Origin of the sequence: Algibacter sp., assembly GCF_039977455.1 — a bacterium.
Taxonomy (GTDB): domain Bacteria; phylum Bacteroidota; class Bacteroidia; order Flavobacteriales; family Flavobacteriaceae; genus Algibacter_B.
In genome coordinates, this window is the sequence record NZ_JBDWDG010000027.1 from 34,308 (window position 1) to 48,400 (window position 14,093).

The 14,093-nt window shown below is 33.7% G+C and carries 8 protein-coding genes; 6 read left to right on the forward strand and 2 right to left on the reverse strand.

Annotated features, from left to right (window positions below):
- Window positions 1-12: 12 nt before the first annotated feature.
- Both ABJM36_RS13205 and ABJM36_RS13210 read left to right on the forward strand, forming a co-directional pair.
- Window positions 13-1,536 carry a hypothetical protein gene (locus tag ABJM36_RS13205; protein WP_348451966.1) on the forward strand — a complete coding sequence of 508 codons (1,524 nt, stop codon included), beginning with the start codon at window positions 13-15 and terminating at the stop codon, window positions 1,534-1,536.
- A gap of 65 nt (window positions 1,537-1,601) precedes the next feature.
- Window positions 1,602-2,921: a family 43 glycosylhydrolase gene (locus ABJM36_RS13210; protein ID WP_348451967.1), complete on the forward strand. Its 1,320-nt coding sequence runs from the start codon at window positions 1,602-1,604 to the stop codon at window positions 2,919-2,921.
- Here ABJM36_RS13210 and ABJM36_RS13215 read toward each other — a convergent pair.
- Together ABJM36_RS13215 and ABJM36_RS13220 are read right to left on the reverse strand one after the other, a co-directional pair.
- A complete protein-coding gene (locus ABJM36_RS13215; RefSeq protein ID WP_348451968.1) occupies window positions 2,910-4,484 on the reverse strand; it encodes a solute:sodium symporter family transporter in 1,575 nt (524 codons plus the stop codon). The two genes, ABJM36_RS13210 and ABJM36_RS13215, sit on opposite strands and share 12 nt — an antisense overlap.
- A 30-nt stretch (window positions 4,485-4,514) precedes the next feature.
- Window positions 4,515-5,387, reverse strand: a complete 873-nt coding sequence (locus tag ABJM36_RS13220; RefSeq protein ID WP_348451969.1) for an inositol oxygenase family protein — start codon at window positions 5,385-5,387, stop codon at window positions 4,515-4,517.
- 319 nt (window positions 5,388-5,706) lie between these two features.
- Between ABJM36_RS13220 and ABJM36_RS13225 the strand changes: the two genes are divergently transcribed.
- From ABJM36_RS13225 to ABJM36_RS13240, 4 genes are all read left to right on the forward strand, one after another.
- Window positions 5,707-8,781 carry a TonB-dependent receptor gene (locus ABJM36_RS13225; RefSeq protein ID WP_348451970.1) on the forward strand — a complete coding sequence of 1,025 codons (3,075 nt, stop codon included), beginning with the start codon at window positions 5,707-5,709 and terminating at the stop codon, window positions 8,779-8,781.
- Between the two features lie 18 nt (window positions 8,782-8,799).
- The gene (locus tag ABJM36_RS13230; RefSeq protein ID WP_348451971.1) at window positions 8,800-10,455 is read left to right on the forward strand and encodes a RagB/SusD family nutrient uptake outer membrane protein; all 1,656 of its coding nucleotides are present in this window, start codon (window positions 8,800-8,802) and stop codon (window positions 10,453-10,455) included.
- A gap of 125 nt (window positions 10,456-10,580) precedes the next feature.
- Window positions 10,581-12,614: a glycosyl hydrolase 115 family protein gene (locus ABJM36_RS13235; protein ID WP_348451972.1), complete on the forward strand. Its 2,034-nt coding sequence runs from the start codon at window positions 10,581-10,583 to the stop codon at window positions 12,612-12,614.
- 12 nt (window positions 12,615-12,626) lie between these two features.
- Window positions 12,627-14,093 (forward strand): glycoside hydrolase domain-containing protein (locus ABJM36_RS13240; RefSeq protein ID WP_348451973.1); only part of this gene is annotated, 1,467 nt, incomplete at its 3' end.

Genomic DNA, 14,093 nt, shown 5'->3' on the forward strand with positions numbered 1-14,093 from the left:
TTAGAAGTCAATATGAAACGTCAAAGCTTAATTCTAGTTTTTCTTTTAATCTTCCAATTAAATAATGGATTTTCTCAACAAGTAAAAACGGCAGCAATATTTAGCGATAATATGGTATTGCAGCAGGGTGTTGAGGTTCCGGTTTGGGGAACTTCAAAACCTAATGATGAAATTACGATTAAGTTTGCAAATCAAATTAAGTCTACAATTGCAGGAAAAGATGGAAAATGGGAGGTTGTTTTGGAACCTCTTGTGGTTTCTAAGATAGGCCGTGAGATGCTTATAAAAGGAAGCACAGAACTTAAATTTTCTAACGTTTTAGTTGGAGAGGTTTGGATTTGTTCTGGTCAATCTAACATGCAATTTCCAGTTAATAAAGTAAAACAAACAGAATCCTTAATACCATTTGCTAAAAATATTAGAAGCTTTGAAGTTAAAAGAACCGTCTCGTTTAAAGAAGCAGATGAGGTTACTGGAACTTGGACAACAAACCACCCGGAAAGTGCAGTGGCATTTGGCTTTGCATATTTTTTAGAAGCAATTGGCGATGTTCCCGTTGGAATTATTCATGCATCATGGGGAAGTTCTTCACTTGAAGCTTGGATGCCTAGGGATATGACAAACGAATTGCCGTATTTTAAGGCTATAATGGATGATTTTGATGCGGATAAAGAAACCCATATCAAGATTAAAACAGCACTTAGCAAAAAAGAAGGTTGGACTAGAAATGAGGATATTTTTTTACGTCGACAACCTAATATTCTTTATAACGCTATGATAAAACCAATAGCCCCATACGCTTGTAAAGGTTTGGTTTTTTATCAAGGTGAACGCAATGCACGTTACTTATTTGGTGTGCCTAAAGTAACTAAAGCTAATTTTTTTCATAGGGTTATTGGAATGAAAGAATATGGCGATGTTTTAAAGTTATGGGTTGAGCGCTACAGGGAAGAATGGGGTAATGAAAACATGCATTTTTCAATAGTTATGTTACCAGGTTACGGAAAAGGTACTCATGCTAATCCTAATATTGATTCAAAAAGCCCTACAGAAGAGTCCTTTGCTTGGATACGAGAATCACAATTAAAAATATTAAAATTACCCAATACGAGTGTGGCTAATACTATTGACCTTGGCGATGAAAAAAACATCCATCCGACGGATAAGTTTCCTATTGGTCAACGGTTAGCACTTTTAGCAGCCAAATATACTTTAAACAAGACTATAGTTGCAGAAGGCCCTATGCTTAAAAGTGTTGAATCTCAAAATAATACCCTTCTTGTACATTTTAAAAACAGTACAGGCTTAAAAACTTTAAACAAAAAAGCGCCCTCTGGCTTTTGGATAGCCGATAAATCATTAAAATGGCAAGAGGCAGAAGCAAAGATTATAGGAGAAACAGTCGTACTCAGTCATCCGGATATGGATAAGCCGCTTTTTATCCGATATGCTTTTGCAGGGAAACCAGATGTTAATTTGGTTAATGCTAGTAATTTACCAGCTTATCCTTTTAGAACTGATATTGAAAACAAATAATTAATTTTAAAAGATTCGTTTTTACTTGTGTTAAATGACTAAAAACGAATTGCGATGTCATGGTAATGAAAAGCTTAAAATACAGTGTTTTTTTATTTAAAGTAATGCTAGGTCTGCTTCTTACTGGCTCACCATTATATGCTCAGAATCCTATTACCACTTATAAAGGCGTTTCAGATCCGCACATTCGTGTTTTTAATGACACCATTTATTTGTATAGCGGACATGACTCTAACCCAAAAGATGAAACTTGGGTAATGAAGGATTGGCGTGTTTTTTCATCTACCAATTTATTAGATTGGAAACACATTCAAACTATTTCTCCAAGAAATAATTATATGGACAATAACAGTGAAGACTGTTGGGCTAGTGATGCCATTTCTAGAAATGGAAACTATTACTTTTATTTTTCCGATAGAAAACGAGGGATTGGTGTTATGAAAGCAAAACACCCTTCGGGAAATTTTGTCGATGCGCTAAATAAGCCATTAGTAGCCCCATTGCACGATCCAACTATATTTATAGATAATGATAAAAATAAAAGTCCTTATATTATTTATGGAGATAAATCAGACGCTTATTATATTTCTAAATTAAATGATGATATGGTATCTCTGGCAGAAACCCCTAGGCCTATTTTAATTACAGGAAAGGCTTGGGAAAATGCTCCAGAATGGATGGATAAAAATTATTTGTTCAAACATAAAAACAGATACTATTTAAGTTGGGGAAACCAATATGCAGTTTCTAAAAATATTTATGGACCTTATGAGTGTATGGATAGTGTTGGGGCGGGGTACAAATTAGGAGAGTTTGCTCATGGTAGTTTTTTTACATGGAAAGGGCAGTTTTATCATATTTGGTGCTATTATATTGATAATGCATATAAATTTAGAGAGAGTATAATTACCTATTGCCATATAGATGATAATGGGTATATAGTTACCGATACTAATTTTTTGGATAAGCATTTTAGTAATGGAGTTGGTCAATATAAGGCATCTTGGGATAAAATTGAAGCCGAATGGTTTTATGAGAAATCTTCAAATATAGAAAAGAAAGGCCTTAAAGGTGATGGCTTTAGAATAACTAATATAAAAGATGGAAGTTGGATTAGATATGCTGAAATGTTATTTGAAAATGAAAATTTTGAATTAGAAGTATATTTAAAGGACATTCAAGGAAAAGGTGTTTTAGAATTAAGACAGGGCACAATAAACGGAGAATCTTTAGGAAAGGTTTTTATTGATGCTTCAAATCAAAAACTAAAATACTCCTTAAAAAACTTAAAGTGTTTAAAAGGGAAATCAGATTTGTATTTAACTTTTACTGGAAATAAAAATTTTAAAATAGAGTTAGATTATTTTAAATTTTTAAGACAGTAATACATAAATTAATACTGTTAATGTAACGAGTATAACTCCAGCTGTGTTTACAGCAGGCCATGATGGGTCTTCAATATCCTTATCAACATACGTTGATGGAATGTCTTTTTCTGTCGTATAAAAGGAAACTAAAAACATAATAATAAAATTTAATACAAACTCAATTCCCCATAAATGCACAAAATGAATATTTAAATCAAGTATAAAAGTGGTAAGAATATAGAATGTAAACCCAAAAAATAACCCCGCTTTAGCGCCTTTAGTGCTAATTTGTTTAAAAAATATACCTGCTATTATTATTGAAGAAATAGGAATAAAAAAGATGCCATTTAATTGCTGTAATAGTTGGTATAATCCATCTGGCGCATAAGCCACCATAGGCGCTACAGCTATAGCTATTACAGCTAAAATAACCGAAGATAATTTCCCGTATTTTACTAATTTAGTATCCGATGCATTTTTGTTAATTATTTTTTTGTAGATGTCTAAGCAAAAAATAGTACTCGCCGAATTTAAAACACTATTAAAAGTACTAAGTACAGCTCCTAAAATTACTGCGGCAAAGAAGCCGTATAAATAGGTAGGTAATACTTTTTTAACGAGCATAGGGTAAATTAAATCTGGAGTTTCATAATATTGATCTTGAAAATAATAATATGCAATTAAGCCTGGTAACACTATAATTGCCGGTACAAATAATTTTAATACACCTGTATATATTAAACCCTTTTGTGCTTCTACTAGGTTTTTTGCACCAAATGCCCGTTGTATTATGGCTTGATTCATTCCCCAGAAATATAATTGATTGATCATTAACCCCGTAAATAACACAGAAAAAGGTAATACAGAATCTGGTTTACCTATAATATCAAATTTTTCTGGAGCAAAGTTATACACAGTCGTTAATCCGCTAAACATATCACCGTTACCTATTTGATAGAGGGCTATAATAGGTATTAATAAGCCTCCTATCATCAAGCCTAAACCGTTTAATGAATCTGAATACGCCACAGCTTTTAAACCTCCAAATATGGCATATAATGATCCAATTACCCCTATAACAAGCACGGTATAAATTAACGATTCTTGTTTCGAAATTTGAAATATTTCAGAAAACTCAAAAACACTTTCAATATTTATGGCGCCCGAATATAAAACAATGGGTAGTAAGGTAATTACAAATGAGGACATTAATAAAAAAGCAACAACAGAGCGGATGGCACCATCAAATCGTTTTTCTAAAAACTCTGGAATTGTTGTTAACCCCATTTTCATAAACTTAGGAATAAAAAAAATGGCAGCTATTACTAAGGCTATGGCAGAGGTAACTTCCCAAGCTATAATAATAATACCGTTTTTATACGAACTACCATTCATTCCTATTAAATGTTCAGTAGAGATATTTGTAAGTATCATAGACCCCGCAATTATAGGCCCTGTTAAACTTTTACCTGCTAAAAAATATCCTTTTGTAGTTGTAAATTTATCTTTTCGAAGTTTGTATGTCGTGTAAAATATTACTAAAAGGGTAAATCCGAAAAAACCTAGGTAGGTATAAAGCATAACAAATTATTGATTAGTTAGTTTTTGCGTTTAAAATTTTAACTTATTTGGTAAATATTTAGATACCAATGCTTCATAATAGGGTTTTAAAGCGTTTACATCTGGTTCTACAGGTGCTTTGGAATATAAATCATAAGGATTAAACTTTTTAACCCACTCAAACATTTCAATGTCTTTATCATTCATTAAATGCGTATAAGATTCTTCTCTGTGTTGCGAGTAAAAAGAATGATACCTTATTATATATAAAGCGGGCTCGGGCAAGTAGTCTTTTAAAATTTGATACAAATATTCATCATGTCCCCAACTCATTTTTACATTATCTAATCCACAATTAGGAGAATAAATGCCATATTTAGTATTGTACCTTTCATCGGTATAATCTGGGTTTTCTTTAAAAAATTCTGGATATACGATACTATCGGCATATTTACACCCAACCGGAAACGTATCTCCAACTACGGCCCATTGAGGCTCTCCAAATAAGCACAAAACCTTGCCTATATCATGTATAAAGCCTGTTAGCACAAACCAGTCTGGGTGTCCATCGGCTCGAATTGCTTCCGATGTTTGTAACAAATGCTGTAATTGATCTAAATCAATATCTGGATCGCTATCATCTACTAAAGTGTTTAAAAAATCAACAGCTTCCCAAAGCGACATTTCTTTCTTGTCAAACTTTAAAAACTCTTCTTCCTTTTTACAAACAAAATCATACGTTTGGTTTATGTGGTTAATTTTGTAAAATTCCTTTACAGTATCTACACGATCAGAATCTATATAGTTTCTAAATTCTTCTTTTTCTTTTTTTGTAGCTTCTGGATTTGGGTAACGGCTTTTTAAGTTGTCTTCCCAGTCATCAATATTATCCATTGGGTTTTCATTTGCTATATTATTTTCCATGATTTAAGTCTTTATTTATATTAATAACTAATGTTATAAAAATAGTGTTTTAAGAGGTTTTGATTATGGACTAAAACGTCAAAAACATGAATAGATTTAACAAGACAGCATTTGAGTTTTAATAAAAAAATAAGAATGTAAGGTTTGCTGAAGTGTTAAAAACGAATTTTTATAAACTTAAAATAACTGTTTTTTAAAAGCTCTTAAATTATAAGTAATGCCTAGTAAAATTCAATTTTCCATGTTTTTGAATAATTTGTCCATTTACAAATTAAAGTATAACAATAAATTAGCTGTCATAACTAAACAAGATAATAATATGAAAAAACTAAAACTCTTATTAATAGTCTTAATAATAGGCTTTACTGGGACATCATGGTCGCAAACTAAAGTTACCGGTGTCGTGACTGATGAACAAAATATCCCTATTCCGGGAGTAAATGTATTGGTAAAAGGTTCTAATATTGGAGCCGCCACCGATTTTGATGGTAATTATCAAATCGGTGCAAAAAATGGAGATGTGCTTGTGTTTTCTTTTCTTGGTTTTCAAACTTTAGAAGTAGCTTACAAGGGGCAATCAAATTTAAATATTCAATTACTAGAAGATGCTTCTCAACTTGAAGAGGTGGTTGTTATTGGATATGGAGCTGTTAAAAGAACCGATTTAACTGGTGCCGTTGCTTCATTAAGTGCAGCAAATATAACAGAACAAAAGAAGACAGATATTGGTCAAGCTTTGCAAGGTAGAGTAGCAGGTGTAGATGTTAGGTCTCTTAGTAATAAACCAGGTGCACCACTTTCAATAGATGTAAGGGGTAATACTGTTATTAAAAACAACAATGCAGGTAGGGATGGAGTTAGTGATAATTTGTCCGACGATCTTTCGCAGCCATTATTTGTTGTAGATGGTGTGTTTTTTGAGGATATTAATATGTTAAATCCAGCTGATATACAGCAATTGGATATTTTAAAAGATGCATCTGCAACTGCAATCTATGGAGCACGAGGGGCAAATGGAGTAGTAATTATTACTACTAAAAACGGTATAGAAGGTAAAACTCAATTTACCTACGAGGCTACTTTGGGTGTTAGATCAGCAGCCAATGTTCCTGATATGTACAATGGAGATGAATATGTTGATTTTGTTGACAAGGTACTAAGGAGCACCGCATGGAGAGGACTGGCAGATCCAAATAACGGGATTTTTCCAACGGTGGAAGATTATAACAATGTAGCTGTTAATATATCTTCAGAAATACAAATTGGAAACGAAGAGGCAAATAATGCAGCTACCGGCAGATATACTGATTGGGGTGAGGATTTTAGGCATACAGGAATTCAAACTAGTCACACTTTAGGAATGTCTGGTGGTGCAAATGGCTTGGTTTATAATGGATCTATTGGTTATTTAAAAGATGAGGGTGTTATTGGTATAGAGGATTTTGAACGTTATAATTTAAATTTATCGCTTACTAAAAAAGTGTCAGACCAATTTAGTGTAGGACTAAAATCATATTTAGCATTGTCTGAACGTGAAGAAGGAAGTAGGGAGTTATTTAGAAGCACCCTGCGTCTAGCACCTACAGTAAATTCAAGGGATCCAGAAGGTAATGTAATTCTTTTCCCAGACGCACAAGATGGACGTTTTACAAACCCTTACTACGATGCTAACGGTGCCTGGAGGGTAAATACAAAAACACTGAACATAATTGCAAACGTATTTTTAGACTATAAACCAACGGATTGGTTTAACTTCAAAACACAGTTTGCCCCCAATATTAGGAATGCGAGATTTGGGGAGTACAGAGGGTTACTTACAAAATCTTCTCGTAATGAAGCCAATAGAATAAGAGCATATTATAATTCATCTTTCAACACTTCGTACACTTGGGATAATATTGCAAACTTTAATTTTGATGTGACTGAAGGCCATAACTTAAAAGCCACACTTATATCTTCGGTTTATTACCAACAAAGAGAAGGAAGTAATATTGAAACTAGAGATTTTGATACAGATGCGTATTTGTTTTATAACACTGAGTCAGGTACAGATGTAAGAAATTATTCCACGCAATATTATAAGGAGACATTATCGTCTTTTGCGGGTAGATTAAATTATAGCATTTTGGATAAATACTTGTTCACATTTACTGGTAGATATGATGGGTCTTCTAAGTTGGCCGTTGGAAATGAATGGGCGTTCTTCCCGTCAGCAGCTTTTGCTTGGAAAGCCAGCGATGAAACATTTTTACAAGATGTAGATTGGTTAAGTAATTTAAAATTACGATTAAGCTATGGAGAATCTGGAAATGATAGTTCAGTAAGCGCCTATAGTTCCTTAGCGTTTTTAGGAGGAGCAGATTATCTATATGGAGATAGCACAACTAATGGTGTTGTAGTTGGTGGATTGCCAAATTATGATTTAACATGGGAGCGCTCTAAAGAATTTAACTTCGGTGTAGATTTAGCTGTACTACAAAATAGAGTACGTCTTGGTTTAGAAATATATAATAAAAAGACAGTAGATGGTATTTTTGATAGAACTTTATCTAATATAACTGGCTATGGTAATGCAATAGGTAATTACGCATCAGTTCGTAATAGTGGTGTTGAGGTTACATTAAATACAACAAATATTCAAACGGATAATTTTAAGTGGACAACAAATATCAATTTTTCTAGAAATAAAAACGAAATTTTAGAATTAGATGGCGATAGGGATGAAGAAGCTTTTGGAAACCATGGTATTTTAAAAATAGGTGAAGCTGTTGATGCCATTTATGGATATGAAAAAATTGGGATATGGCAGTTAGATGAGGCTGCTGAAGCGAATAGCTATCAATATTTTCCGGGTCAAGAAAAATATAAAGACCAGAATGGAGATGGTTCACTTAATAGTGCAGATGATTACGTAATATTAGGACAAGTTTCACCAGATTGGATAGGGGGTATGACCAATACATTTACCTATAAAAATTTAGATCTTTCGGTACAAGTTTACACAAGACAAGGCTCTTTTGGACATTCTGAATTCTATAATAATTTTGTGCCGTGGCAAAATGACGATGCTAAATTTAATAAAGTAGATTTAGATTACTGGACACCAAACAATCCTGATGCTGAGTTTCCTGCACTAGAGTATGGCTCTACAGGTAATAATTATTATACCAGCTTTGATTTTGTTAGAATTGGGAATATAGGCTTGGGCTATCAATTTCCTCAACCTATGTTGGATAAGTTAAAAATGTCTAGTTTACGATTATCATTAGATATTCAAAATCCATTTACATTTACAGACTATGCTGGGCCAGACCCAGAAACAGGGCTTCAAAACTCTTATAATGGTGGTTATTTAATGAAAACCGTATTGTTTGGTCTTAAACTATCTTATTAATTTAAAAATATATAGAAAATGAAATTATTAAAAAATATAAAATATAAAATAGTTTTACTCGCATTTGCTGTATTATTTAGTGCTTGTAACGATTATATAGAAGAAGATATTTTTTCTGATATTACCAGTGAAAATTTTATTGATGAAAATACTGCCGATCAACTTGTAGTGGGAGTTTATACTCAATTGCGTTCAGTATATAAAAATTATGGTTATAAATTTTTAGGAACCGATATTTTTACTATTAAAGGAGAATTATTCTCCACGAGTTCTGAAAACGACTATTTTGCCGTTACAGCTCCAGATGGTAATGGTGTATGGTCAAGTAATTATAATGTTATAGCAAAAGCCAATACCGCTATTAACAGATATGAAAATCAAATCAATTGGAGTGATACCAACTTGGATGATAAAGCTTACGGTATAGCCCAAGCGCGCGCTTTAAGAGCATTGGCCTATTTTAATTTGGTAGTGCAGTACGGGGGTGTGGCGCTGGAGTTAGAAGAACCTCAGAGTATTAGAACTGACTATACTAGGTCTTCCGAAGAAGAAACTTACACATTAATTATTGCAGAATTAGAAGCAGCAATACCAGATTTATTGGATACTCCAGAAACTGGGCGTTTTTCAAAACGCGCAGCTCAACATCTGTTATCCGAAGTGTATTTAACTAGAGCTTATAAATCGTATGCAGGAACTAACGATTTTGAAACTGCTGCAACTTTAGCAGAATCTGCAATTGGAGGGTATGATATTAGAAGTCAGTCTTATGCAGAAGTTTTTGATTTTGATAATCAAGTAAATGATGAAGTGTTGTTTGCAGTACAATTTGGAAATAGTGGCTTCTCTAGTGATAAGTCAAATACAAAACACTCACTTTTTATGTATAGTGTTTTTAACTATGAATCGCAAGGCGTTAGTAGAGCAAATCCATATGGTGGTGTAGGGTCTAGTGGTATGCCAACACCTTATTTTTACTCACTATTCGCAGATGATGATGAAAGGGAGAATGCTACGATACATCGTACTATTATTGCAGATAAAGAAGGAGTAATGGGAACAGATAATATTGTTGCTGGTGATACTGTAGTGTATTACCCTAAAAAAGCTTTAGATATTGCTGAATTAACAGATAAGTTAGACCGGTATTGGGTATATCAACCAGATCAGTATTTATACATGGTGCCTGACGATATTCCAGGGGTAAATTATTTATATTCTGCAAGTCCATCACAGAATATTCACTTTCCAATTTTTAAGAAATTTGATGATGAAGATATTAATGCTGAGATAGAGGGGAGCAGAGATACCTTTGTATTTAGAGTTGCAGAATCTCATTTATTGGCTGCCGAAGCTTATTTAGGGGCTAATGATCCTGTAAATGCATTAATTCATTTAAATAGAGTAAGAGAACGTGCAACAGGTGTTGCAAATTATTATACTTCTATTTCTGTTGATGATATATTAGTAGAGCGTGCGCTAGAGTTAGCAGGCGAATCTAATCGATGGGCCGTATTAAAACGTACAGGTAAATTAGAAGAACGAATTGAGTTGTATAATCCGCACGTAATAGATCATGGAGCTTTTGATCCAGATATTCACTATTTACGACCTATTCCTAACAACGAGTTGGTGATTTCTCCTACTACTATGGAACAAAACCCAGGATATTAATAGCATAAAAAACAGTTTGAAGTTAGTTAATTTAGTTTTTAAAAATAGGCAGGTCGTTAAAAAAACCTGCCTGTTTTTTAAAATTAAATTTACCGTTAATTTATTTAAAAAAGTAACTAAATAGTATGACTACTAAATCAAATATAATACTCACTTTATGCTTATGTTTAAGTGTATTGTTAGTGTCATGTAAATCTAAGGTTTCAAATACAACGTTAGTTTACTTGGTTACTGGTAACCTTATAAGTCCGGTTGAATTATCGACCGTGGAAGATTTAAAACAAGATTTAGCCAAAGTAGATATAGAAGTTAGTGTAATAACAGAAAAAGAATATTTTCCAAAGGATGCTATTGTTTTTCTTTTAGGAACACCGGATTCTAATAATTTAATTGCAGATAAAGCAAATAATGGCAAAATAAATGTTTCTAAAGTTATTCCAGGAGCTAGAGGTGGTATTTGGAGTAAACTAGGAAACAATGTAATTGTAATTGCAGGTTCAGATGTTCAAGGGTTTCAATATGCTGTCTACGATTATTCAAAAGATGTTTTAGGCATTGATCCTTTAGAATATTGGACAGGTAAAACTGCCAATAAAATATCTAACGATGCCCTTTTTAACTTCACTCCTAAAACCATAACACCGCCAAAAGTTCCCGTTTTAGCCTATTTTGAAAACGATGTGGACGAGTTAGCAAATTACCGTGGTAAATTATTAGAATACGATTGGGAAACTTACACCGAGTTAATCGATGCTTTAGTGCGTATGCGATACAACGCTATTCAATTATTCGATATGTTGGGGCGACCAGAATTCTATGTCCGTCCAGAATACAAAAAGCTAAAACCAGACTATCAAGTAGACATTGATTTTATAGATAAAATGATCGATTATGCCCAATTGAAGGGTATGAAAGTGGCTATAGATTTCGAGTTGGGCTATCAAATTCATCCTATGGATGCCGATAAAGCAGATTGTTGGAAAACCTATAAAGCCGATTGGATTAAAGCTTGGCGCTACTATTTAGAAGAGACGCCGTTATCCAAAACCGATATTTTTATTCTACGTCCACGCCATCAGGTTTGGGATTGGGAATACAAAAGCTCTTGCGGCGAAAGTAAAATAGATGTGTTTAATGAGGTGTATGTGGAATTTGGGAAACTAATAGACGAATATAAACCTAATGCCCCAAAAGTATTGGTGTGCTATTCCGATGGGATGGAAATGTGGAACGAAGGTTTTAGACCACCAACAGATTGGATGGTAGTTTGGTCCGATCATGGATTTGGCGATTTTGAACATCTTCCAAATACTACAGATAATTATGAGTTTGGTACCTATATGCATGCTGGATATTGGTTAAATCATACCGTTCATAATCCATATCCAAATAAGGTGGAAACGGTAATGAAAGAGATGTTTGAAACCTATAATGCCGATAAATTTTGTTTAGTAAACGGACAAAATTTCAGACCGTTTTTATTAAATCTAGAAGCCTATAGTGCTGTTTGTAATAATCCTGAAACGTTTAGCGGAGATGAATTTTACAAGGGATGGACATCACGGTATTTTTCAGAAGAAGCAGCGAACCACGCTATAGCTTCGATGAAATATTTACATGAAGCACAGAAGGGACGAAAAGGGTATGTAGAACATTTATGGGAAATTCGAGAGGCGGTTTCATATTTATCAAATGCACCAATTAGAAGACCAGGAAAAACACCTATTCCATTTGATTATAAACGTGTGGAAAATGATTATGACCATATAGCAATAGCTGTAAAAAACATCGAAAAAGCTTTAGCGGAAGCCGAGAAAGGATATCAAAATGAAAAATCTAAGTTTTATCATGCCTATATCTTATTACCAGTGCAATTGTATAGTGATTTAATTACTTTTGAAACTACGCTTCATAACATGTCAAAATTAAAACGAGAGTTTGAAACTTCTAAAAAAGCAAGGTTTTTAAATGAAGCAAAACAGTTGCTGCCTATAGCTAAAAGTCAATTAGAAAATATATATAAACGTAGAGCATCTGGCGATTTAGATGATAAATGGAAAGATTGGTACGCCATAAAAAACAGAAGACAAAACAATGGTTTTCCAACATTAGATATGCTGAATGCCATTGAAGAAAATTTAAATAAAATGACGCCTTAAAAAACAATGATAATGAAGTTACCTTACCTCTTTAAAACCAGATTTTACATTTTAAGTGTTGTATGTCTTGTCCTGTTTTCGTGTAAAGAAAATGAAAAACAAGAATTAAAAGCAGATCATGTATCAGCTATAGATTATACCGAAAAAGTGTATCCCTTATTAGATACCGAAAATTCACGTTGGTTTTTCTTCTCGTCGGCTAATCGTCCGTTTGGGATGGTTAATTTAAGTCCCGATACACAAATTGGAGGTGCTTGGGGTAGTGGTTATCGTTTTAAAACAGATACTATTAAAGGGTTTAGCCATATTCATGCTTGGCAAATGTCTGGTGTTTCTGTTATGCCAGTTACTGTTTCCGAAGATAATAAAACGAGTGTTTTTAAAGATTATTATTCAAAATTTAGTCATAATAAAGAAAAAATAACACCAGGTTTCCATAGTTTAGAGCTGGAGCGTTACCAAATAGAAACTAAGTTGACCAGCACAAAACGCGTAGGTTTGCATCAATATAATTTTCCTAAAAATGAAAAAGCAGCTATTCTTTTCAATCTGAATACCATTTTGGGGCCATGTGAAAATTCGAATGGGGTTTTAGAGCAACATAATAAAAATGAACTTTCGGGGCATTTGGTTATGGAGCCAACTCACCGACGTCCAAAGCCCGTAACTGTTTATTTTAAAGTAAAGCTAAATACAGAAATTGAAGCTTTAGAACGAGATGAAGAAACGGGCAACTACCTCGTGAATTTAAAAGAAGATAAAAAGAACGTTTTGATGAAAGTGGGTATTTCATACACTTCCGTTGAACATGCAAATCTTAATATAATTGAAGAATTACCAAATTGGGATTTCAATCAAATAGTAGAGGCTTCTAAAACGGAGTGGAATGCGTTACTTGGTCGAATTGATGTAAAAGGAAACACAGAACAAGCGCAAAGGCGTTTTTATACCGATTTATGGCATGCGCTACAAGGTCGTAGAATTATAAACGATGTCAACGGAGCGTATCCTGATAATACTGGAGACGAATTCAGAATGGGGCAATTGCCATTAGACGAAAACGGAAAGCCAAAGTTTAATCACTTTAATTCCGATTCATTTTGGGGTGCACAATGGACTCTTAACACCCTTTGGGGATTGGTTTTTCCTGAAGTTATGGCCGACTTTGCGCATTCTTTAATGCAATATTATAAAGATGGGGGCTTAGTGCCACGTGGACCTTCAGGAGGTAATTACACTTACGTGATGACGGGTGCATCCTCTACACCATTTATGGTTACTGCCATTCAAAAAGGACTAATTACCGAAGATTTGGAAGGTATTTATCAAGCCTTAAAAAAGAACCATATGCTTAATGGTATTATGGGCAAAGCAGGGTATGAGCACAATACAGATCTGGGTGGTGGTTTAAAATATTATATTGAGAACGGTTACGTGCCTTACCCAATTCCAGACGGGAATTTTGGAGGCCATCAAGAT